This window comes from uncultured Alsobacter sp. (assembly GCF_945952055.1).
Lineage (GTDB): Bacteria > Pseudomonadota > Alphaproteobacteria > Rhizobiales > Beijerinckiaceae > Alsobacter.
The window spans coordinates 1-24,341 of sequence record NZ_CAMFHB010000027.1; the positions used below are offsets into that span (position 1 = coordinate 1).

At 66.3% G+C, this 24,341-nt stretch carries 11 protein-coding genes and 1 tRNA gene; 8 read left to right on the top strand and 4 right to left on the bottom strand.

The window, feature by feature from the left end:
• Positions 1–174 precede the first annotated feature (174 nt).
• Complete coding sequence (locus tag Q0Q47_RS18955) at positions 175–564, top strand: nuclear transport factor 2 family protein (protein WP_293863231.1); 390 nt, start codon at positions 175–177, stop codon at positions 562–564.
• Positions 565–663: 99 nt separating this feature from the next.
• Positions 664–739 (top strand) — tRNA-Glu (locus Q0Q47_RS18960).
• Between the two features lie 168 nt (positions 740–907).
• Here Q0Q47_RS18960 and rhuM read toward each other — a convergent pair.
• The gene (rhuM, locus tag Q0Q47_RS18965) at positions 908–1,885 is read right to left on the bottom strand and encodes a RhuM family protein (protein WP_293863233.1); all 978 of its coding nucleotides are present in this window, start codon (positions 1,883–1,885) and stop codon (positions 908–910) included.
• Positions 1,886–2,327: 442 nt separating this feature from the next.
• Positions 2,328–14,132, bottom strand: coding sequence for an LPD38 domain-containing protein (locus Q0Q47_RS18970; protein WP_293863235.1), 11,805 nt, complete (start codon positions 14,130–14,132; stop codon positions 2,328–2,330).
• Between the two features lie 34 nt (positions 14,133–14,166).
• On the opposite strand from Q0Q47_RS18970, the gene Q0Q47_RS18975 reads away from it, so the two are divergent.
• The 4 genes from Q0Q47_RS18975 to Q0Q47_RS18990 all read left to right on the top strand — a co-directional run bounded on the left by Q0Q47_RS18975 (position 14,167) and on the right by Q0Q47_RS18990 (position 18,761).
• Complete coding sequence (locus Q0Q47_RS18975; RefSeq protein ID WP_293863237.1) at positions 14,167–15,261, top strand: hypothetical protein; 1,095 nt, start codon at positions 14,167–14,169, stop codon at positions 15,259–15,261.
• 124 nt (positions 15,262–15,385) lie between these two features.
• Positions 15,386–15,634: a hypothetical protein gene (locus tag Q0Q47_RS18980; protein WP_293863239.1), complete on the top strand. Its 249-nt coding sequence runs from the start codon at positions 15,386–15,388 to the stop codon at positions 15,632–15,634.
• 293 nt (positions 15,635–15,927) lie between these two features.
• On the top strand, positions 15,928–16,740 hold the full coding sequence (locus Q0Q47_RS18985) for a hypothetical protein (protein ID WP_293863241.1): 813 nt from the start codon (positions 15,928–15,930) through the stop codon (positions 16,738–16,740).
• Positions 16,741–16,910: 170 nt separating this feature from the next.
• Positions 16,911–18,761 carry an ATP-dependent DNA helicase RecG gene (locus Q0Q47_RS18990; RefSeq protein WP_293863243.1) on the top strand — a complete coding sequence of 617 codons (1,851 nt, stop codon included), beginning with the start codon at positions 16,911–16,913 and terminating at the stop codon, positions 18,759–18,761.
• A gap of 171 nt (positions 18,762–18,932) precedes the next feature.
• Here the strand turns inward: Q0Q47_RS18990 and Q0Q47_RS18995 are convergent, their stop codons facing one another.
• On the bottom strand, positions 18,933–19,226 hold the full coding sequence (locus Q0Q47_RS18995; protein WP_293863245.1) for a hypothetical protein: 294 nt from the start codon (positions 19,224–19,226) through the stop codon (positions 18,933–18,935).
• 581 nt (positions 19,227–19,807) lie between these two features.
• On the opposite strand from Q0Q47_RS18995, the gene Q0Q47_RS19000 reads away from it, so the two are divergent.
• Entirely contained in the window at positions 19,808–20,023 is a 216-nt protein-coding gene (locus Q0Q47_RS19000; RefSeq protein WP_293863247.1) for a hypothetical protein, read from the top strand.
• Between the two features lie 869 nt (positions 20,024–20,892).
• On the opposite strand, the gene Q0Q47_RS19005 is transcribed toward Q0Q47_RS19000, so the two are convergent.
• Positions 20,893–22,227, bottom strand: coding sequence for a site-specific integrase (locus Q0Q47_RS19005; RefSeq protein ID WP_293863249.1), 1,335 nt, complete (start codon positions 22,225–22,227; stop codon positions 20,893–20,895).
• Between the two features lie 323 nt (positions 22,228–22,550).
• On the opposite strand from Q0Q47_RS19005, the gene Q0Q47_RS19010 reads away from it, so the two are divergent.
• Positions 22,551–24,263 carry a DUF6538 domain-containing protein gene (locus Q0Q47_RS19010; protein ID WP_293863251.1) on the top strand — a complete coding sequence of 571 codons (1,713 nt, stop codon included), beginning with the start codon at positions 22,551–22,553 and terminating at the stop codon, positions 24,261–24,263.
• The last annotated feature ends 78 nt before the right edge of the window (positions 24,264–24,341 follow it).

The window sequence follows — 24,341 nt, forward strand, 5'->3', positions numbered from 1 at the left end:
CCTTCCGCCCGGCGCGCGCGTCGTCTCCTCGGCCCTGGGCGAGGGCCGCTTCGCCCTGACGCTGGAGCAGGACGGCCAGCTCACCATCATCCTCTTCGATGTCGCCACGCTGAAGGAAGTGGGTCGCACCACCCTGTCGCCGCCCCCGCCCGGGCCGCCGAGGCCCTGACGGCCATGGCCCCCGCCGCCCTGCCCGCGCTGGCCGAAATCCTGGCCCTCGAGCTTCGCCTGCAGGACCCGGCCGTGCGCGCGGACGCCGCCGCGGTCGGCGCGCTGCTGATGCCCGATTTCTTCGAGATCGGCAGTTCGGGCACGCTCGAGGACCGCGCCGCGATCGTCGGCCGCCTCCAGGACGAGGCCCGCGCCGGCGGCTTCGTCCCGCCCACGGTCACCGACGCGACGCTGCGCCCCCTGCCCGGCGGCCTCGTCGCCCTGACCTACACCACCTCCCGCCCCACGCCCGACGGCCCCCCGCGCCGCGTGCTGCGCACCTCGGTTTGGGCCAACGACGGCGGCAAATGGCGCATGGCCTTCCACCAGGGCACCGTCGCCGCCACCGGCTGACGCCCTCCCGCACCGCGACCGTAAATTGTCGCCGGCAAGGGCTGGACGAGCCCGCCCGACGCCGCTATACGAACGCCAGCGCCCGCCCAGCGGGCCTCCGCTCCCATCGTCTAGCGGTCCAGGACGTCGCCCTCTCACGGCGAAAACTGGGGTTCGATTCCCCATGGGAGCGCCAACGATTTCAAGGACTTAGTCCGGCGGTCGTTGCGCCTTTCAAATATCAGTCAAATATACACCGCTGTACAAGGCCGGGCGGGATTGCTCATCCCGCCTCTGTGCGGCGACTTCCGAGCTTGCGCTTCTGGTTGGTGTCCCCGCCGGTCGTGCCGGCGGGGCGAGGTTCTCAGCGCGGGCGGCGAAAGCCCACCTGGAAGAGCGCGTGCTGCGCCTTTACGTGCCGCTCGGCAATGACGGCCTTCTTCCCGGAGTAGCCCGGGAACACCGGGTACTCGTTGACCGTCAGGATCTCATCGATCTTGCGGTTGAGCTGCGCCATCGTCATCGGACGGTTCCGGTGCTGCATCGCCTCGACGTAGAGCACGAACTGCTCACACAGGATGTTGAGCAACCTGAGCTCGTCGGCGCTCAGGTAGTTCTTGGCGACGCTCGCTTCCGCGAGCGTGGGCACCCTCCCCTCGAACGTGACCACGCCCATGTTGGGCTTCTTGTAGTCGGCCCGGACCAGCTTGATTTCCGCCGCCGGCATCATGGTGATCGCGTACTCGAACTTGTCCTGCAGGAGGGTGAAGAACCGCCTGGCTTCGGAGCTCTTCGGGTCGTAGTCGATCGCCGTCGCGAAGGCGTCCCGGATCACCCGGAACTTGTTCTTCTCGGTGTGCCGCAGCTCTCGCAGCCGCTCGGCGACGGCGGCGGCCGCGGCCGCGTCGTTGCCGAGCCTGTCGGTATTGAGGGCGGCGCCCTTGACGAGGTATTCGGTCAGGACGCGTGTGGCCCATTTCCGGAACTGTGTCGCGCGAGGTGACTTCACCCGGTAACCCACGGCGAGGATCGCATCGAGGTTGAAATGCGCGACCTCGTAGCTCTTGCCGTCGGAACCAGTATGCCGGAATTTCCGGCATACTGCGTCGTGGTCCAGTTCTCCCTCGTCGACGGCGTTCTTGAAGTGCTCGGCAATTGTGCGCCGGTCCTTGCCGTAGAGGTCGGCCATCTGCTGCTGGGTCGCCCAGACTGTCTCGGCCGTGACGTCGATGTTGAAGTCCAGGGACGTGTCGCCTGACGTGAACTGGACGACGGCCGTCTCAAGATGATTGGCGGCGGCGTGGGTGGCAGCGGCGCTGCCCTTCTTCGTATTGCGCTTCACGGACTCTACCTCGTCGGTATGAGGATGAGAGGGCCGGCGAAGCGGTAGACACGTTCGCCCATTTGTGTTTTTTGGGCGTTGCACAACGGGTGTCCGCTTCGACGGATGCTCCGACTTCCGGGGGCGGCGCAGGTCATGCGCTCGCCCTCGTTTCGTATGCACCCTTCGAGACATGACCGAAATGGGACACTTCCGCAAGCGCGGCGCGGCATCTGTTCACCTTTCGTTAACGGCGCTTCGCGGGAAACGACGGGATTCAAGCCCCTTCGGAGGGATTATCCCCGATATTCACAGGAATAGACGGGGCTGGACACGGGCTTAGGACGGCAGCGATCCCGCCGGCAGCGATGGAATCAGCCCAACACTGGACGACGAGATTTGTGTGCGATCTCGTGGCCAGCGGAAACCCGCACAACCGCGCCATAGCCACCGTCCTTTCTGACTACTGGTTCTGGTAGGCCGGGAAGGCGGCCGCGGCGCGCCGGGTGCGCCGCATGACCGTGTCCATCTGGTTGCGGAGGTCGGCCACCTGCTTCTCGCGGTCGGCGATCGTCACGGTCCGGTTGCGCCGGATCTCGTTGATCCGCTCGCGGATCGCCTTCACTTCCTTGTCCGCCGCGTCATAGGCCCCGAGGAGGCTATGCTTGCGGTCGAACCTGCCGTTGGAGAACCGCAGGCCGAGGTCGCGGGCACCTTCCTGGAAGTCGCGCTTCACGATCTCGTCCGTGGAGCCCGCCTGCAGGGCGTTCTTGGCCGCGTTCACGCGGTTGAAGCGCTCGGCCGCCTCCGTGCGGTTCTTGTAGTAGAGGTCCTGCTCGGCGGCCGTGTCCACCGCGCCGGTGAACTGCCGGAGGATCGGCATGCGCTCCATGGGCGTCGGGACGCCTGCCAGCGCGTTCTGGGCAGCATCCCACGTGCCCTTGTAGAAGCGCCCCGCGCCGCCGGTGAGCCACCCGACCATGTACTGGATGTGGCCCGGGTAGAGGTCCACGTTGCCGCCGCTCTTGTCGCGCAGCCACTTCGCGGTGTCGATCGCCGCGGCGCTGTTGGTCGAGAACGACTGCTCGGCGTGCGGCATGCCCCGGTTCCACGGCTCCGTCGGCGGCACGATGGGCCGGCCCGTCCAGTCGCGGTTGAGGGTCATGTCGATGCCCGGCGTCATGAGCGTGGGCGCGATCTGGTTGAGCCAGAAGCCCGCCTCGAGCGGGTTCTGGGAGCCCAGCGGGTTCATGACGCCCAAGATCGAGCGCATCGTGGCGCCGGCAGCGCCGCCGATCGTCTGCTGGCCCTGCGACAGCAGCACCATCTGCTCGCCCAGCGTGATCGGGACGCCGAGGCCGAAGGCCTTCGGGATCTTCACGTAGAGCGGCAGCCGCTTCCCGTTCACGACGTGGGTGCCGTAGATCAGGACGATGTTCTGGTCGCGGACATAGTCCGGAATCGACATGTAGAGGCTGCGCCTCTTGCCGGGCCGCTTCTCATCCTCGTCGTCGCCGCCGGCAGCGAGGTTCCACATCGCGATCATCGAGCCCAGCGGGACCAGGGAGCCGTAGAGGATCCGGGCCCGGCGGGTGCGCGCCTTCTGCTCGTCCGTGGCATTGCGCTCGCCGGCCAGCATCTGCAGCGTCTTCACGTTCCCCTGCACGTTGGGGTTGAAGAACATCTTGAAGGCCGAGATCGTGGTGGTCCACTGCCCGCGGCGGGTGAAGTTGACCGTGGCCTCGCGCGACAGGCGCGCGGCCCGCGCCGGCGAGTAGCCGTTCTTGCGCGCCGCCATGTAGACGGCCAGGCGCGTCGAGTTCTCGAAGCCCTCGTTGATGGCCGCGACCCAGCGCAAGAACAGGTTGTAGAGGGTGCGCCCCACGGCGCGCGCCGCGAGCCCGGGCAGGCGCGCGAGCGTCACGCTGTCGGTGTCGCCGAGCTCGCGCCGCATCTCCTCGGAGATCGTATTCACGTCGCGATAGGCCGTGAAGGTGATCTGGCCGCCGTTGCGGCGCCACTCGTCGAAGATTGCCCGGTCGCCGGCAGGCATCCGGCTCCCGAGCCACTTCGATTCCTGCCCCAGCGCGACCCGGATGGCCTTGGGGAAGGAGGTCACGAAGGACGGCACCAGCCGCGGGTTCTCATGGAAGAGGGTGTAGACGGCTTCCTGCAGGTCGCGCGGGACGTTGCGGACGAAGAAGTCGAGGTTCTTGCCCGTCTGCAGCTGTGCGTACCCGCGGGTCAGCTGGCCGATCCCGCGGACCACCGCGTTGCGGGAGGCGTCGTTGGGCAGCTGGCGGAAGGCCTCGGCCAGCTGCATGTCCTTCAAGGTGATGTAGGTCACCTTGCCGCCCACCTTCACGCCGAGCACGTTGGGCTCGGAGCGCAGCGAATGGTCCTGGACGACGACGGTCTTGCCCTGGTCGTTGAGCGCCTTCTTGTAGCGGCGCTCGTTCACCCGCCACAGGTCTGGGTTCGGGTTCGCCTGCACCAGCTTGAGGAGCGCGCGATCGACGCGGTTCTTCTCCGCCCGGATGATGCCGGCCTGCGCCTGCGCGATGACGTTGTCGAGCGGGTTGTTCGGGATCGTGTAGCGGCCGAAGGCGATCTGCGACTCCCGGCCGCGCACGTCGAAGCCCCAGCCCGTCTTGAAGCCGTCGGCCTCCGCCTCGTCCTCGGCGTTGGTGCCCTGCAGGGGGACGTAGCTCTGGAAGCGGTTCTTCCAGTCCTGGTAGGTGTTCTGGTCGATCAGGCCGGCCGCCAGGCGGACGCGACGGTCCGCCTCGATCATGGCGTCCACCTGCGCGAACAGGGGCTGCAGCCGCGCCCAGAGCCCTGACGCCTGCATGTCGGCGATGATGGCGCGCGCCGCGTCATCGGCCAGGCCGGAGCCCGCGGTGATCGACGGGTCGCGGGCCTTGATGAAGGCGTTGCGCTCGACGGCGTGGCGGGCCAGCAGCCCGGTACCAAGCTCCTCGCGGCCGACGTCGGCGGCCACCATGGCCTTGATGAGCGGCTCGACGTGGTCGGTCTTGAAGTCCTCGAGTCGGGCCGGGACGCGGCCAGCGAACAGCGTGGCCGCGTTGTAGGCGTCCTGCCCCTCGGGGATCGGGCCGATCTGGGACGTGATGTCCTGCTGGTACCGGCGCAGGTCGACGAAGTCGTCCTGCACCTTGCGCAGCCCCTTCTCGATCGCGGAGGCCTTCGATTCCTGGAAGGACTTCGGGCGGGCCGCTGCCGGCGCCGGCGGCGTGTAGCCGGCGTTCCGGTTGTAGGCTTCGAGGTCGCGCTGCGTGGCTTCCTTGAAGGTGGAGTAGGCCACGCCGCGCATCGGGCTGGCTGCGCGGCGCTCCACCTGCGCGTCCGTGCCGATCCGCGCGCCGGTCTCGCCGGTGAAGGCCGCGGCGAAGACGTCGTCGGCGCTCCGGTAGCCCAGCCCCCGGAGCTTGTTGCCGATGCGGGCGATGATGTCGAGGAGCTTCTCGAAGATCCGCCGGACACCGATGTGCAGGCCGGGAGGCGTCGGGAGGTTCGCGCGGCGCGCGCTGGCGTAGAGCTCGAAGGCGTAGGCCTCCACCTCGGAGCCGGTCATGGTGGTCGTGCTGCGCCCGGTCCGCTGGATGGCAATCAGCATGCGGTCATGCTCGCGCCGGAGGATCTCGCGCTCCTCGTTCGTGATCGCCTGGTAGCCCTGCAGGACGTGGAACGCCTCATGGAAGGCGGTATCGACGGCGGCGTCGCGGCCCTGCGCCAGCGCGACGGTGAGAACCGGCTTGGCCGAGATGAAGTGCTGGACGCTGCCGGAGATCTCCATGCCGACGCCGCCCGAGCCGCCGGAGCGGGCCGTGGCCTCGGCGTCCTCCGAGAACGCGCGCTCGGGCGTCTGCAGGCGCACGTTCTGGGTGCCGACCACCTGCGCGACGATGTCCCGCACGATCTGCTGCACCTGCTCGCCGGCGGCCGTCAGCGGCGCCGGCGCGGGCTCGATGACGCGCTGGGACGTGCCGGCCGGCTTCGGCTTCTTCGCTGGCGGCGCCTCGAAGCGGGCGCCAGCCTTGATGAGGGCGTCGATGACGGCGGGGGCGCGCACCGCGGCGACCTCCACCTTCATGTAGGGCCCGGCCTTCACGAAGTCGCGGCCGGTGGCCTGCAGGACGTCGGGGTTCAGGTAGAACTTACCGCCCTTGCCCTTCGCGCCCTGTGCCTTGAACGAGAAGCCCCACTGGTCGCCGCTGATCTCGAGGTTGCGGCCGGCGTCGAAGATCGGGCCGCCGCCCTTGCTGGCGAGGAACTCCAAGACCTCCGGCGCCGTCGTCAGCGGGCGGCCGATCGTGTCGGTGATGTCGGTCAGCTTCTTGAGCTTCGCCGGCATCATGATGCCCGGCTGCTTGCGGCCCTGGTTGTCCGTGAAGCTGATGATCTGGCCCTTGCCCTTCAACGCGGAGAAGGCGGCCAGGATGTTGCCGGTGGCGATGATGCGCTTCTCGCGCGCGCCGCCGGCGGCCAGCTGGTCGAACAGGTCGAGGGTCGTCTCGAGCGGCTCGAAGGTGGCGTCCTCGAGCTTGATCTTCCCGTCCTCGTCGCCGCTCTGCAGGCTGGCGAGGCTGATCGGCACCATGGGGTTATTCAGCGGGACCGCGACGGTCGCGCGCCAGGTGCCGAGCGCCAGCGGGTTCTTGGCCTTCCCGCCGTGATCCACCTTCATGACGATGCCGGTGTAGACCTCGCCGTCGGGCAGCGTCAGGCGCACCTTGTGGCCGGGGTCCAGCTGGCGCATCAGCAGGTCGAAGCGGTTCAGGTTCTCGGTGAGCTTCTGGCGCACCGCCTCCTTCTTCTCGTCCGTCTCCTCGGCGTTCACCATCTCGGTGATGTAGGCCCGGCCAGCCTTGAGGGCGTCTTCCATCTGGGCGATGGAGGCCTTGCGGATCCGATTGTTGATGGCGTCGATCGCCTGCGCCACCTTGCGCCGGTCGGTGCCGGCGCTGAGCACCAGCGAACCGTAGTAGTCAGCGTTGGCCTTGTCGGCCGACGAGGCGGCGCGCGCCAGCGCGGCCAGCACCTCGGCGCCGGTGACGGGCTTGCCCTGCCTCTTGATGTCGTAGATCCCGAGGGTGGCCGGGCCGTCGAACGGGCTGTCGCCATGCCCCTCGCGGAGCGTGACCGCCTCCTGCTGCTTCGCGTCCAGGTCGAGTGCCTTGGCCTCGAGCGCGTTCAGGCCGGTGGCCTCGAGCTGCTCGATGAGGTCGGCGTAGCGCTGCTCGAGATCCTCGTAGACGGCCTCCTGCAACGCGAGATCCAGGAGGGGGATGCGGCCGGTGAGCTTGCGCATCGCCCCGTCTTCGGTCGGGTCGGCCTCCTTCTTCTGCTCGCCCAGATCGAGGTCGCCCAGCAGGCGCGAGATGTCCGAATTCTCGTCGAGCCACTGCTTGGCGATGATATCGCCGTACTGGTTGATGAAGTCGGGGACGTCCTTGCCGGTGAGCGCGCCCTCGCGCGACGCCGTCGTGGAGGCGTTCAGCGAGGCCATCTTCTTCTGCAGGACCGCCGCCGGTCGCTTCTCGGCCGGCACGTTGGCGATCAGCTGCTCATAGCGGGGCAAGACCACCTGCCCGGTGCGATGCACGCGGCCGAGCATCTGCATGTGCGTGTCGATGTTCGCCTCGGCCTGGACGATAATCATCACGCGCTTCTGGCGGTTCTGATAGTCGCTCTTGGCGTGCAGCGAGAGGCCGGTGGAGCCAGCCTGGTTCAGGATGATCGAGGAGACGCCGCGGCGCGCTTCGCGTTCCACGCCGTCGGCGACGATCTCGACGTCCACCTTCTCGTTGTTGAAGCGCTCGATGTTGACCTTGCGCCCGCTGGCCTTCACTTCGCTCGCGGGCCGCGCCTTGAGCACGCCGCGGCCAGTGGCGTTGTACTGGATGGTCATGCCGCGGCCGGTGATCTCGGCCGTGGTGTATCCGGCCTTGCGAAGCCGGTGGTGGATCCAGTCGATCGGAGACACGGGCAGGTCGCCGAAATCCAGATCGGCGATGAACTGCTTGGCGTTGTGGTAGGCGTCGAGGCCCGCCGGGCCGAGCTCCTCGTCGGTGAGGTAGTGCTTGGTCTTGTTCCCGTAGGCGTCCTTGATCGTGATCTGGCGGGTGCGCTCAAGGTAACGCTGCAGCAATTGCGCAAAGTCGATCGCGATGGGGGATCCGGCCTTGAGGTCGTTGTCGGCAGCGAACTCGGACAGGAAGGACTCGAGGGTGCTCGCCACCGTCAGCACCGGCTTCTCGCCGTTCTTGAGAGCGGCTATCGCCCGGTCGGCCGCAATGTCGGCCTTGGCCGCCAGCAGGTACTGGCCGATCAGGTTGTGCATGACCGAGGTGAAGTTCAGAGACTCGGCGCCAGCCTCGCCCGTCGAGTCGTCGCCCACGACGCTTTCAGCCTCGGCCTTGATCGTCTCCGCGATCTCCGCGGTTGCGCCGCGGACGTAGTTCGAGAAGCCCAGGATCTCCTGCAGCGCGCCGGCGAACTCGTCGTACTTCTCCCGGTCGACGTCCACGACGGGCGTGTCGTAGACCACGCCGTCGAAGGACCGCTCGCGGCGGATGTACTGGCCGGCCTCGGCGAGCATGGTGGAGACCACCTGCTGCATCGGCACGCCGCCGTCCTTGATAGCCTGCGCCAGCTTCTCGATGTCGTCCACCGCCAGACGCATGTCCGTCTTGGAGTAGAGGTCCATGACCGACGGGCGCTTGGCGAAGGTGGCCGAGGAGTAGAAGACGGCACGGGCCGCGTTGACGAGGTCGCGCGCCGTCTGCGCGCGCGGGATCGGCGGGGGCTGGCCCTTTTTCACGCGCGGCTTGCCCTCCTGGCCGCCGGCGTTGTGGCTCTCGTCGAAGATGAGGACCGCGTTCGGCGCGATCGCCTTGAGGAACTTCGTGCGCTCCGTCTCGGCGCCCTTCACCGTCTGCATCTGGTTGTAGGTGGTGAACACGACGTCGTGGTCGCCCGGCTTGCCGGCGGCCGTGAACTGCTCGAGGAGCTTCTCCTTGGCCTTGCTGGTGCCGCCCTCGAGGAAGTTGCCGGTCTTCGGCAGCAGGGGCTGGCCCAACTGGCGGGCCGTGTCGCGGTCGGCGAGGTTGTCGAGCGCCTCCTTGTCCAGGGGCACGCTCTCGTTCACGTTGGTCATGAACAGGCGCGGCTCGCGGCCAAGGAAGTTCTGGATCTTGATGTCCGAGAGGTCCCGGTACATGTCGCCGTAGAGGTTCGGCTTCTCGGTGACGAAGATCGGGGTGAGGCCGTTCTTGATCGCCCAGCGGATGACGCCGGCGTTGACGCGGCCCTTCCCGATGCCGGTCTGGTCGCCGATAATGAAGCCCGCGCCCTTCTTGAAGTTCGCCAGCGCCAACGCCAGCGCGTCGATCTGCTCGGCGGCGAACGAGTCGAGGAATTCCTTGCTGCCGGGCTGGTAGCCGAGCTCGTCGGCCACAAACTTGTCGATGTCGCCGTGCTCCGCCTCGACCTTGTCGAGGGCGGTCTGCATGGCGGTCTGCATGTTGATCGGCATGAGCGTGCCGAGCGCCGGGTGCTTCGACCGGGCGGTGTAGGTGACCTGCTTGTCGGTCTCCTTCTCCGCTGGGGCAGACTTGCGCTCCTTGGGGGCCTCCTCCTGCTCCTGCGGCGCCTGGGGCTTTTCCTGCTGCTGCGGCCGGGCGGTGAGGTCGATCTTGCCGTCCTTCACGTCCCCGACGAAGCGGACGATGTAGGGGCGCATCCGCTGGACGGTGTCGCGCGCCGCGTCGCCGAACTTGTCCACCATGGCCTGCATGATGGCCTTGGCCAGCGCGACGAGATCCTTGGCCGCGTTCTTGAGATGCTGGGCCGCGGCGACGAAGAACGGCTTCGCCTTCGCGTAGGTCTCCTCGTCGAAGACCGGGCCGGAGCCGACCGTCTTGCCGCCGCCGAACAGCTGGTAGAGGCCGGACAGGGCGTCATCGAGGCCCATGGCCGTCTCGGTGGCCGCCGACTTGACGATCTGGCCGGGGGTGCGCGTGTCAGCGCGCGGGCCTGCCGGCGCCGCCGGCGCGGCGGCCTGAGGGGCCGCGGCCGGCTTCTCGCCGAACAGCTGGTCGAACGCTGCGTCGAACGCCTCGTCGGCGTTCTCTACGCGAGATGGCCGTCGCTTGGCAGGAGCCCGAGCATCAGGTCCATTGGATCCGCCGGGCCTATCCTGTCCGGGTCCATTCTGTTCGCCAGCCGCGCCACCTTCGGGTTGCGATCCCTGCTGAACAGCTGGCTCGCGAACTCCCTCGGCGTTCGCCGGCTCGGATAGCTGTCCAGAAGCTCCTCCCGATCCAGCAGGTCCAGAATCGACTGGTACTGGTACTGCTGTTCCTGCGGGTCCAGCGGCTGCAACGTCTGCCGGAGCCTTTCCGCTGCCTTCTCGTACTGATCCATCCAGCTTCTCCTTCACCTGATCCCACGACGTGAGGACCGGGGGCGGGGTCACCGCGGGCAGCGGGCGCTCGGTTTTGCCGCGCCCGTCGATCACGATGACGTCCACCGGCCACGACGTGCCCTGGCGGCTGTAGAGGTTGCCGCCCACGGTGAAGTGGTCGGCGACATTGTAATAGTCCCAGAGGAATTTGAAAAACGCTCGCTTGCGCTCGCCGTGATAGGAGTCGGCGGCATTGGCCGTCTTGGCCGGGGCGCCGATGATGAACACGGCGCGGCCGTTGGTTTTCAGCAGGCCCAGCGTGCGCACGACGATGGCGTGGTCGATCTGGGTGGTCTGGTAGCCGGCGCGCGAGGCGTTGAGATCGAACACCTTCGGGTGCCCATTTTCCTGGACAGTTCCGAACGGCGGATTGCCGATCACGACGTCGAAGGGGCCGCCGTTCAGCGCGTCGATCTTCGTGCGGGTCGTCTCCGCGGACGCGTCATAGTCGGTGACGGCGTAGCCCTGCGCCTCGAGGTTGTCCCCGCGGCTCTTGTTGAGCTCGTTCGCCACCACGCGGTCGGGATCGGCCGTGAACAGCAGCGCGCCGTTGCCGGCGGTCGGCTCGTAGACGAAGTCCGCCTTGCCGATGCGGGCTAGCTTCTGGGCCACGTAGGCCAGCGGGATCGGGGTGGAGTAGGCCTGGTCGCGGACGCTGGTCGAGGTCCGGGTGTTCAGGTTCGGCTGGCGGCCGTAGAGGTCCACCAGCGCGTCGAAGGCCTGCGCCTCGCTCTTGCCGTAGGTGACGACCTTGGCGGCCGAGACGACGGCGAGCTCCATCGCCTCCTCGACCTTCTTCACGTCCTCCTCGGCCTGCTCCTTGGCCATCTTGCGGGCCTGCAGGATGTTGGGGAACGATCCGCCGTCGACGAGGTGGTCGAAGAACGCGCCTGAGACCTTGTCCTTGGGGCGGAACTGGTCGTGCAGCTTGCGCACGTTCTCGTCGCGCTGAGTTTCCCGGGCATCGACGACCGGCAGTTTGCCTTCGCGGATGGCGGCCTGCCCCTTGGGCGGCTCGGCGGCTGGGGTAGGAGCGCGCGCCGCGGGATTGTTTTTCCCCGCCGCCTTGGCCCGGCCCTCCGGCGTGAACGGCTTGCCGGTGCGGCCTGGCGCATCCAACCAGCTGCGCAGGTAACCGGTGGAGACCTCACGGATGCCGCCATTGCGCGCTGGGCCGCTACCGTCGGAGAAGCCACCCTCGTAGATCGCGCGAGCGCCAGCCTCGTTGGCCACGCCCATGACGACCTTAACTTCGTCGAACTTGCCCGTGTTCGGGTCGAACTGGTCGATCACCCATGCGCGGCCGTTCGGAGGATGGTCGCCGATGTAGACGTCCACCTGGTCGCCGTCGGCGCCCTTGGTGCCCTTGATCCGCCCGTAGTGGGCCGGCATCTGGGTTTCCCATGCGGCGCCGTCCGCGTCCGTGCCGCGGCGCGTCGAGCCCTTGGCGTTCTCGATCGCGATGTCGAAGCCGTCGAACTTGAGGTGGCCGTGGGCATAGTTCCCAGCCTCGGCCTGCGCGGGCGTCGGCTCGGGATTCGCGACGGCCGCTGCGGCGGCCACATCCTCAGGCTTCTCGGCGACGACCGGCGCGGAGCGGGTGCCGGGCACAGGCAGGACGTCGCGCTTGCCGGAATGGCTGGCCGGGCCGACGACGCCCTCCTTCTCCATGCGGTCCATGAGCGCCGCAGCATCCTCGTACCGCAGCTGCAGCTTGCGCTGGATGTAGGAGGTGGAGGCCTTGCCATCGCCCCGGACGATGTCGACGGCCTGCTGGTAGGTGTCGGCCGTGACCGGCTTGGCGAGCGCCGCGTCCGGGTCCGCAGCCTTTGGGGGCGGTGCGCTGGGGGCCTCGGGAACCGCGACCGGGGACGGACTGGGAGAAAGTGCAGCGTCAGGCTGCAACTCGGGCGGCAGCGTCTCGGCCGGCTTGGTACCGGCCTCGCGCTCATCGGCCGTGGCCTGCTCGATCTCCTCGCGGTTCATCTCCGCGATCTGCTCCGGCGTGTAGCCGGCGCCGAGCAGCAGCTTCGCCTCGTCGGGGGCGGCCTGCGACTTCGGCGCGGGCTGAGCCAGGGGCTCCTCGGCGGGAGACGATGGGGCGGCCGGAGAGGGGACGGCTCCCTCCCTTGCCACGGGCGCCGCTTCTGCCGGGAGACGGACGGCAGGCGCGGCGTTGTCCGCCGGAGCAGCGGGGACGCTGTCGGCGGGCAGGGGGGCAGCAGTCGCCGCCGGCTGCTGGCCGGCGGGCGCAAGCTCAGGGGGAAGCTCTGGCGGGGGCTCGGGGGCCGGAGCGAGGTTCGGCACGGGGCGGTTGTCCGCGCCCCGCTGCAGGCTCTTGGCGATCGCCGCGCCGCCGCCGCCCATGAGCGCGCCAGACGCGGCGGCCGTGAGGAACGAGTTCGCCACGTCCTCGGTGATCGGCGTCCGAGGGTCGAGAAGGCCACGCGACGTGGCGTTCTGGATAACCTGCTGCAGCGCCTCCTGCAGGCCTTCCTCGCCGCCCTGGGCGGCGGCAACGCCGAGGATCCGCGTGAGGCCGCCGTTGCCAAGCCTCTCGAGCCTCTGGAAGAGGTGCCCGATTGGAAGTGCTTCGGTTGTGCCGGACACAAATCCTGTTGCGAAGGCCGCCCAGCGCTTCCAGTCCTGGGCCTGCTCGGGGTGGATCTTGTAGTAGTCGTCCACCATGCGCCAGTGCTGCTCGGCCTGCGGCAAGGCGCCGGCCAGCGCCGTAGCGAGCGTGGGGCTGACCTTGAAGACCTTCCCCGCCACGCCGCCGGTGAGCATGAAGCCCGCGGTCGAGGCGATGCCATCCACGACCTGCTGGCCGAAGTTGCTGGCGAGCGCGGGGTCCGTGTTGAAGGCGCCATCGACGGCGCGCCGGCGGCGCTCCCAGTAGGCCTCGCGCTTCTTGTCGTTCGCCGCGGTGTCCACGCCGAGGAGCCGGTCCACCGGCTCGAACACCTTGTCGACGACTCGAGTCGCCGCGGAGCCGGTGTCCGCCAGCTGGTTCCCGATCGTGCGCGGCACCGACTCGACGGCGTTGCGCAGCGGGTTGACGATGGCCGGCGAGCGCTGGTCCTCCTTCAACTTCGCGTCGCGGGCCTTGTCCAGCGCGTACTGGGCATCCTCGGTGACGGTAGGCTGCGCGCCCTTGTGGCTGCGCAGCACGGCCAGCTGGTCCTGGGCGAAGGTGTTGCCCTCGGCGGCGGCGCGCTCGAGCCGCCGGATCTTCTCATCTTCCAGCCTGGATTCGCGCTCGAGATCCGACTGCGCGCCCTCATAGGCCTGCGCCGCTTCCTCGCGCTTCTGCACCTGCTTGTCGTAGGCCGCGTCCGTGTTCATCGTCGAACGCGGGTCCACGCCGAGGCGGCGGTAGATGTCGTTCAGGACGTTGTTCTTGCCGCCGGGCGCCTGCGGGATCGCCTGCGGGTCGAGGGAGGTCGCGATCGGGATGCCGTTCGCGTCCACGTCCTCCGGGCGCAGGTTGCCCTCGATGTCGCGCGGCGTGACGGCCGGAGCCTCGCCGGCGAGAGGCTGCACAGGCGGGAACTCCTGGGCGCCGATGCCGAGATCCTTGGGCCGCGCCGGCGGCAGCGGGACGTCGGCCGGCCGCGGCGGCATCGGCGGACCTTGCTCCTCGTCGAACTGGGCGAAGAAGTTCGCGCGAGGCGGCGGCAGCGGCACGTTCGCGGGCTGAGGAGCCTCGTCTGAGGCCTCGTCGAATTGTGCGAAGAAATTCGAGCGCGACGGGGGAGCTACTGCGACTCGATCCGGCATCAGCGAACCTCCAGGGGCAGATGTTGCCCTCCGAATGTTCTATTCTCTTGCCCACCTCTATTCGATCCAAAATCTGTTCTATACGCAAAAATACGCAGTTTTACTATGGTTGTTTACTCAGTTAAACTGTGTCTTGCGGTCGCTTTTGGTGTCCTGTACATTCTACCGGACTTCTTTTTCGTCTGGCGTTGATCTGGTTTGTCTTTTTGCTATGTACGGCGCCCCGCCGCGATGGAGCTCAGAGATGGGTCGACCCGCAGAACTGCTAGCACCCGGCCCTATGCGCGGTGACGGTTTCGGCCCGATCGAAACCGGGAGCGGTGCTGAGATCTTCCCTGAAGAACACCTTACGACTTGGCTGGAGTGCCGTCGGCGTCGATGGTCTGAACTCAAGACGGTTCTACGCTCAATTGACTGGGACGCTATCGGCAAGGCTGCTGGCGTGCCCATCAGGGGTCGTTTCAAGATTGCTGTCAGCAGGGCAATCGCCCGCTTTGCAGATCAACGGTTGTATGAGGCCCATCAAATTGAAGTGGCAAAAGTCCGCGATTTTGAAACGGAAATAACAGCTGCTGCACGTAGGATCGTCGAAGCCCTGAAAAAAATCGCACCTGTCGAATTTGATCCCAAACGAGGGGCCCTACTACACCATACAGCTGAGCGGATACTCAAGTCGAGTAGCGGATACAACTTTCCATCGCCTGCGTTGAAGCTCGGGACTTTCGTCAGAACTGCGACAGAGATAACGCAATCTACAGCAGAACCGGTTGTGCACATCGACCGGCAGAGGGCTTGGTCGAACTTTATCGCGGACTTGGCAAAAGCCTGGAGAACACGGCTCGGACTGGTTCCGACGGCACGGAAAGATACGGCGCTCTGCCAGTCCAGCCCTTTCGTCGAGGCCGTGAAAATCATCAACCGCGGCTTGCCTGCCCAATGGCGCGAACGCCTGCCAAGCGATGGAGGGCTGGCAACACAAATTGCTGCGGTCCTGCGATCAACGACAGGCCCAGCCAAAGGAGCGTCAGGTGGTGCGCCACCACGGAGTGCCCTTAACACGCTGGGCCAGACGCAGAGCAACGAGCCGCTACCTTGGTATCGCACCGGGCGAGTTTCGGGAAAATCGTAGGCCTAATTTGTCCGAGATCCGAGTGTCTCGGCTCGCTTATTTCGTCGAGCCAACACCAACAAGCCTTTGCGCTTAGCTGATTCGTTCTTCAGCGAAGTGCAGGCTCGATCTCGGAGCTACCGCAATGGATAACGTCTTCAACAAGCAGTTTTTTTCGATTGCAGAAACGTTCGGTCAGCCGGGCAAGCCGGGCCTGATTCCAGTCAGCCGAGCGACCGGGCACGCGGGCATCAAGTCCGGCGTATTCCCCAGCCCCGTCAAGATTGGCGGCCGCCGGTTCTTCACCGCCACGCAGCTGCGAGAGATCGTTGCCAAGATCGAACGCGGCGAGCTCGCCCAGCCGCTGCAGCCCCGCCGCAAGCACGCCGCCTGAGCAAAAACCCCGCGCGGTGGCGCGGGGTTCGTTGTGTGACTGTGTGCTGTGGCAAGCATCTAGCTAGCACAACCGAATTCACGTCGCCACCGCGGCCCCACTTGGGAGCCGCAAATGCCAATCACGAAGTCTTCAGGCCACCGGCCATTGCGCGCGCAGGACGCCGGCCTGGCGCCCCACCCTGCCCCTGACGATCCCACCGACAAGTTGACTGCGCACTTGATGCGACGCGGCTTCGCCGCTCCCCTGGCTCGCGCCCTCGCCGAGCTCGCGCGACCGCTGGAGTCGTGGCGTTGAACGCGCGCCAGGTCCTAGGGGCTGCTCACGATGAGGATTTGGGTTCTCTATCCCGGGACCAGTTGCGCGACTGGCTCGAAGGCCTCGGTCGCACCTTCTCGACCATCTATCGCGATGTACCGACCCTACTGTCGGCAGCCGAAATCGAGCAGCGGGCAGCCTTTGACGAATTGGTCGCGGAAGTTGCCCGGCGGCCCCGGCAGTATCGTGTGGTGCAGCCCGGTGTTGTGCCTGAAGGCGTGCTCGATCTGCGCGACCCGGCTACCCGAACGGAACGCCTGGTCGCCTGGCGGACTGCCGTCTTCACAAAGCTGGGTGGGGGCTCACGCGTCGTCCGTATCGCCTGGATCGTCCACGACCTGAACCGCTATGGGCGACCGGCCTACATCAGCGATCGCGCCCTGCAGCTGCAAAGCGGAATGAGCCGCGATGCTGTTGAGCGTGCGCTGCAGTTATTGGCTCTGGCTGGCGCCATCATCCGAGCACACGTCCCAACCAACCGAGGCGGCTTCCGGAGAAACATCTGGCTAGCGGCTCGCATCGCCGAAAGTGACCAACCCGTGGATTTCACGGGTGATGTCGACGCACCGGTACCCGCGAAATCGACGGGTACCCCAACCCGTGGATTCCACCGCGGAGAACCCGCGAAATCGACGGGAGCGGAATACTACAAGAAGGGGCGTGTCTTTGGGGCCGGCACCTCCAAGGTCGCAAATGCTGCTGCTCTCGACGCCAAGCGGCGAGAGCAGTCAAAGCCCGGTCATGCGTTTGATCGAACGTGGCTGGGCATTGCGGGGGACGACGAATGATCCCGGCGACTTCCGTCGCCCCCGCGCGTGTCGGGGCGGGGCCCCCCGAAGGGCCCCGCCCTACCCGATACATCGCCGTTTGGGACAGGCCGATCAGAGCGTACCTCGATGAGGCTGCAGCGCGCGTCGTCGCGAAGTCGACGGCGGGCCGGGACGCAGACCCCAAGCAAGTGACGGTGCGCGATGCGCTGCTCGGTCGCCCGAAGGACTTTCGAGTGGTTCAGTCCGCACTCGAGCACAGCGCGGAGGTCGCGCTCCGCGTCGAGAATGTGCGGGTCAGCCAGGTGCCCGGGCTCTTTGGACCCGGTTCTGTCGACGCCTTGATGGAGGCAATCGGGCCCGCAGGCAGGCCTGTGATAGCAAGGTTTCTGAAGACGCCGGTGTCCGCCATCCGGCCTTCCGGTTCAGGCAATGGCATCTGGCTGTCCGGAGCGCTGGATTGCAGTGGCGACGTTCTGCGTATCCGTCGGCCGGTGATCTGGCCTTTCCCGCCGCCGGCCGTGGTTCCTCTCTACAACCGCGTGAAGGCATCGGACACGCCGCTGATGCATGCAGCGATGGTCACTTTGTTGGCCGCGGTCACGAACGAGGCGGACGACCTCCCCCCCGAGCTCCGGCACGGTTTCCTGCCCCGGATCGAGGCGCTGCGCCGCCTGCACCGGCCACGGTCCCTCGCGGAGGTGGCGGACCCAGCCGCGGTTGAGCGACTGGCGCTGGACGAGCTCGCGGCCCGAATCGTGGCGGCGGGCCCGCGGGTCGTAGCCCGCGGGCGCTCCACCGTCGGCGACGAGCGGGCCGTCATCGCCATCGTACGGACGCTAGGCTTTGAGTTAACAGACCATCAGGTGAATGCGTTCGCTGAAATCCGCGCTGACCTCGCCTCCCCCAACCGCATGAAGCGCCTACTGATCGGCGACGTCGGATCCGGCAAGACGGTGGTCGCCTTGCTCGCCATGGCGACGGTGGCGGAGGCCGGGCGCCAGGCGGCACTGATGGCGCCGACCGAGATTCTGGCCCGCCAGCACTACGAACGCCTCAAGCCGTTCGCGGCGGCTGCGGGCCTTCGTGTCGCCCTGCTCACAGGGCGCGAGAAGGGCGAGGCGCGCGAGAGGTTGCTTTCGGCCCTGGCCGACGGCGCCGTCGACATCGCCATCGGCACGCACACGCTCCTACAAGCCGACGTGACCTTCACCAACCTCGCGCTCGCCGTCGTAGATGAGCAGCACCGCTTCGGCGTGCAAGAGCGCCAAGCTTTGTCGCAGAAGGGCGATGCTGTCGACCTGCTCGGGATGACAGCGACGCCGATTCCGCGCACGCTCGTCATGGCCACGTTCGGAGATGTGGACGTTTCGGCTCTGCGTGGGAAACCGCCCAGCCGGCAACCCGTCGACACGTGCGCCATACCTCTCGACCGCATCGACGAGGTCGTCACCGCCTTGGGCCGGGCCGTTGCCGGCGGCGCCAGGGTGTTCTGGGTGTGCCCGCTGGTGAACGCATCCGGGACGCAGGACGTGGCAGCTGTATCGGACCGGTACGAGGCACTCCGGAAGGTCTTCGGTGAGAAGGTCGGCCTGCTGCACGGCAAGATGTCGGGCCGCGACAAGGACACCGCCATGGCCGCCTTCGCCCGCGGCGACACCGACATACTGGTCACCACCACCGTGATCGAGGTGGGTGTGGACGTGCCCCAGGCGACCGTCATGGTCATCGAGCACGCCGAGCGCTTCGGGCTCGCCCAGCTGCACCAGCTGCGCGGCCGGGTCGGCCGCGGCAGCGGCAAGTCGACGTGCCTGCTGCTGTTCAAGGCAGGGCTCGGCGAGGTGGCCCGCGCCCGCATCGACACCATGCGGCGCACCGAGGACGGTTTCGAGATCGCCGAGGAGGACTTGCGGCTGCGCGGAGAGGGTGACGTGCTGGGCAGCAGCCAGTCTGGCGTCGCTCCCTACGCGTTCTTCGACATCCGGGCGCACGCTTACCTGCTTGAGCCGGCGCGGCTGCTCTCACGCGTCCGCAAACCGTAGGTAACGGACCGCCCGGTTGTAACCCTCGTCAGCGGCTTAGCCCAACAACATGAGCGGTACGCTTGCCGAACCATGAGTGGGTTGAGCGACCGTTGGTTCTGCCTGGTAGGCCATCTCGGTTTCTGCGAGATGCTCGACCTCGTGTCGGTCCTTCGAGCGCACTGACGGCGATCAGAGATCGAGTTCCCGCTCGAGTCCGGGCGGGCGGGCGCCTTCCAGCATCATGTTGATGGCGATCACCGCGGCCGGTGGTGGCGACCTCTTTCCATGCTCCCATCGAGAGGTGGCCGCCTGCGCCCTGGTTGGCGCGTAGCCGAGCACCCGTGAGAACTCCGTGTGCTTCAATGCGCGACCCATACCCCACAGCTTACCCAGGGCGAAGCGGGCCGCCCTCACGTCCTCAGGCGTCATGGTGACCTGGATGTGGGCGGGCTCGGGAGGCGGTGGCTTCACCATCCTGACCATAGCCTACCACCGCTTGCAGAAATGGGACCCAGCGCGCCAGCTGGGGCCCCTGCCAGGCCCGCGCGACTTCGTGTGCACAGCCTGAAAGTGGGCCCCGACTTGCAGATGGGACCCAACGCACGGCCGGATGGGACCCGAGGGAGGGGGTATGTTGATTTATTTCCCGAGGAACGGGACTCCGGCCCGACTTGGATCGGGACCCAAGGGACACAGTACCGCTCGCTGGAGGGTGGTCGGCGCGAGGGGGCCCCGCGCCGCCGCTGCCGCGAGGGTGTGCTCACGGCTTGCGCGTCCGTCGGCTGAGAGCAGCTTCGACGAGTGCTCGGATCGCTTCGGGGCGTGACGGGCGGGGTTCGGGATGTTCGGCGATCCACGCGTCGAGGTCGGCGAGTTGGGGCGGATGGAGGCGGACGAGGACGCCCTCACCTCGGCCCGTTGTTGGGGGACGACCGCGCCCGCGCTTTTTTGGGATATCCTGAATTGACGTGTCCATGAATTCGGGATATCACATAATTGTCGGGCCGCAAAGGCGCTGTCACGCCCTGCGGCCCTGGACGCAACCGAACGGAAGGAGTTCGATCATGTCGTACGCAGAGATTACCACCGCCTCCGCTCCCGCGCAGCTCTCCGACGCCGCCCGGACCGTGCTCACCCAGCTGAGCCCGTTGCCTAGTGAAGTCGAGGCGGAGCTGTCGATGACAGTCCTGCGCGTCTCGCACTCGTCCGGCATAGCCGAGGAGAGCATCGCGCGGCTGATGATCGCCATGGCCCGCAACATCGCGCCCGCCAAGAACTGACCCATCGTCCTCACGCCAACCAAGGATTTCCACCGCGATCGCCGGCAGGGCCGCCCGAGGGTGGCCCTGTTCGTTTGGCCCGCGGTCGCTGCAACAGTTCGGCAACCGTCTCGCGCTACGGTCTCGGATGGATTGAGGCGCTGCGATCATTCCTCGAGCACTTTTCGCTCGAGCCGCAGCGTGATTGGCCTAGCGCCCGCCTGATGTGTTCAGGCGGGCGCTTGTCGTTCCAATCAGCAATTTGCCGTCGCACATCCGATCGAGGCTAGAGGCATGTCGCTTGGGTGCTCTCAACTGCCCCCGCCCAGTCTGGCCCCAACTCGGCGCGCGCAGATAGTGCGTTCGCCCCTGACGGATCGCCGTCCTTGAACATTCGCACCATCAACCCCTGGTTGTGCGAGCCCATGACAATTGGGTCGCCTCCCTGAAAGACCGTCCGCGACTGACCTGTCGCGTAAACCTGGTTGCCAAACGAGGTGGCTGTCGCCGACCCCGTGGACGACGCAACCACAGGGGTCGTTCCCACCACTGACCGGCTCGTTGAGGAGGCTGCGTCGATGATCAGGAACCTGTCGTAGCCCCGCCTGATGGTCTCGACTGCTGCCTGCCGGAAAGCGACCTTCTGTGCGCCTTCGGGACCGCAGGCCAGCGCGGCTCGAGAACGGATTTGGACCGTGTCGGCTGCGATGGGCATGACCGACGTTCGAGCGCATGCGCCAATACCGATTGCGGAGACAAGCGCCGCCGTGAGCTTCAAGTGCAGCATTTTCAGATCCTGTGGGTTTGCCGTCGGGTCCTTGCACGGTGAGCCGGGTGTGCACATCCCGTCGGATTCAGGGTTGGCGGCCAAGGGGCAACCGCGACCTACCTCAAGTCTTCTTGCGCGGCCTGCTGATCGCGGTGACGGAAGCTGGCGACGTTGTGAGGGGGACAACGGCCATCGCGGCGAGCTCGCCGAGAGCGTCTACGATGTACGCCGCGTAGTGCGCCTCGATCATCGCGGATGACGTGTCGTGGAGCGCGGCGACCAGGCGGACCGGAAGGCCGGCGCGCAAGCCGCGTACAATTGACGAGTGGCGTAGCGCATAGGGAACGGTGTCAGTTGGCAGGCCCGCTTTCTTGATGATCTCGGCCCACGGTCTTGTCAGCTCACTCGCGTTGACCCAAGGGCCACGTCGATCGCGCTCCCACGTTGCCCCTTTGACCTGGATGCTCCGCCAACGCTCCAGCAGCGGCGCCGGCCCCTTTCGGCCGGCCGTGGCAGGCCGCAAAGCCTCAATGACATCCTCGCCTACGCGCACCGCGATTGTGCCCGTGCGCTTGGTGCCACGCCCCTTCTTCGATGTGGGCACCATCAACCTTTTCTCGGCCGCCTGCACATCGCTCACGAACATTCCAGCGACCTGCGAGAACCGGGCACCAGTGGCGGCGAGCACGAGCACCAGACGGGCGAGGTCGCCTTCGAAGCCGCGCGCCTCATCGATCTCCCACGCGGCCGTGATGATCCGTCGAACATCGGCGTCCGGCAGGATCTGCTTCCGAGCCTCTGAGCGCGCCGGCGCGTCGGTGGAGAGACCATGTCGGATGACGCCGGCAAGCTCAGGCGGCATCCGTGACCGGTGCGTCCTGGCCGCGGTGTTCAGGGCTGCCTTGAAGTCATTCACCAGACGGCGAACCGACGAGGCCGCCAGCGAGGCAGGGAGCGCATTGCGCCACGCCTGCAGCGCTTCTTCGTCCAGCCTATGCAGGGGAACGTCTGCCAGCACCGTCGAGAGCACGTAGAGGGCAAGCCGCGACCGGGCGTCACGCTTCAATCCCTTCTCGCCTCGCTGCGCCCGTTCTCTGGCCTCCCTGACATCGCAGTAAGCCTCGATGGCCGAACGCACGCTTACGGGCGGTCCTGCCGTTTCCGCACGCACATCTGCACGGACCTGAGATACGTGAGTTCGAGCGGCCGCAGATGCTTGGGCGAAGTCCAATGTCTCGACACCATCGGCGTCGAAGACGTCATCCGCCTTGGCCAGGGTAGCCTGGCGATAGGCTTGGGCACCGACATACCAGCGGACCAACCAGCGCCCGCCACGCGGGGCTTTGCGATAGCCGAGATGGGTGTCAGGGTCGATGGATCGCCAGTGCGTCCCTTCGGACAGCTTGGCGCGAGCGGACCTGGTGGTCAGAGGCGCTTCCTTGAGGACGTTGGCCATGAGCGCCATCCAGCTCGTCAAATATCTATCAAATATACCTCGCTGTACGCCGATGGACAAGGCTAGCTGTGAAACGCTGTAAACCATTGATATTTCGACACTCCGCAGGATGGAATAAGACCGCCTATACCCATATTTTCCGCCCTCTCACGGCGAAAACTGGGGTTCGATTCCCCATGGGAGCGCCATTCCTTGCCCCCGCCTCTCGGCAAGGATCGGTAAACCGCTAGAGTCTTTGATTCTTTCACGAATTCCGGCCCAGAATCCTTACTCCGGTGTGAGACCGGTGTGAGACATCGCGTGAGACCGGGACTCTAAAACTCATGTCTGTCGCCAACCATCTCATCCTTCGCGGTGGGGTATATCATTACCACCGGCGCGTGCCTCTGGATCTCGTAAAGGCGTTCGGGAAGAAACTCGTCCGCCAATCCTTGCAGACCTCCGACAAGCGGACGGCGCGCGAGCTCGCGGTCGCGCTGGACAGGCAGGTCGATTCCGAATTCGAGCGGCTGCGATTGCGGGGAGGTCGGGCGAGCGAGAACGGCAGCGTCGCCTCGGTGCTCACCATCCATTGGACCTGGTCCGATTGGAAAGCGGTCGTCGAGTGGTTCGAACGAACCTTGGCCGAGGAAGATTGGCAGGAGCGCCTCAAGAACCTTCCTGGCTCCGCACTCGGCCCCGAAAGGGATCCTGCACACATTCCTTGGCGCGAAGATGCGGCTGTTCGGAGACACCTCGATCGGGCACGCTTGCTGAACTCCATCACGGTCGAGGGCTACATAGCCACCGAGAGGAACTACGTGCAGGCCTATGTTGGTCGGCTCGGAGTTCAACTGACGAGCGCCACCCCGTCTTTCACACGTTTCATGGCTGAATGCCTCGCCGCAGAGCTCCGGTACCTCAAGCTGTTCAAGGATCGCGAAGGACGGAAGGGCGGTTTCGGAAATCACCACCCGGATGACGTGGACGGTCCTTGGCGGATCGACAGGCCTGCCGCGGCCAGTTCGCCGAGCCTGCCGGCGCCGGTGGGCAGTCCGCTGAACCTCACCTGGGACGATGCAATGCAGGCCTGGACCCAGGAGCGCACGAAGACGAAGCGCGCAATCCATAAGAACTACCTGACGGAGATGCGGGCCGCGATCGCACAGTTCAAGGACCACTCCGGAATTTTAGATCTGGGGCATGTGACGCGCGAGGCGGTCATCGCCTTTCGTGCGCACCTCGATGCGGGTCATCTGCAGCGACCTTCCATCAATAAGAAAATTTTGATCCTCAGCAGTCTGCTCGGGGCGGCGAGCCTCATCAACGCGCGCGTGCCCAACATCGGAGACGGACTTCTCCTGACCGTAGCCACGGCAGAGAGCACGCGACACCCCTACACGCACGAGCACCTCGATCGCATCTTCGCCCACCCGATCTTCACCGAGCGAAAGTTCATCACCTCCGCGAAGGCAGGACAGGAAATCCAGTTCTGGTTTCCTCTCATTGCGTGCTGCCACGGCATGATCCCGACGGAGATCGCGCAGCTTGGACCCGACACGGTGATCCCGCATCCGGAGGACGCCGACATCCTCTGCTTCGAGGTCACGAACGCCAACGGGCGAACGATGAAGACGCTGGCACGCAAGCGTTGGATGCCAATCAGGAAGGACTTGATTGGCCTGGGGCTTCTCGATCTCGTCAGTAAAGCCAAGGCAAAAAGCCGACGGTTCCTTTGGTCCGCCATGGAAAGTGACGCCGATCTGGACCGCGTTTGCGGGAACTTCTCCTCGTTCTGGTCGAGCTTCCAATCGGACGAAATCGGCCTTGAGGACGAAGTGACGTTCTACTCCTTCCGGCACTTCTTCCAGGATCAGATCGGCAGGCTCACGGCATCGCAGGATCTCAAGAAGATGCTCATGGGACACGCTGAGTCCGGAATGACGGGTGTCTACGGAGAGAAGCGCCGTGCACGTGTCGTTCCGATCCGTGAGCTCGACGACATGATCCAGAGGATGGAGTGGCCGTTCCTGTCGCGCTTGGTTTCACGTCCGTGAGGTTCTCAAATGCGCCATGAGCGGACTCCAACCCCTCACCGGAAAGCTGACGTTCGACGGGGTCTCGTCTGCTCCGAG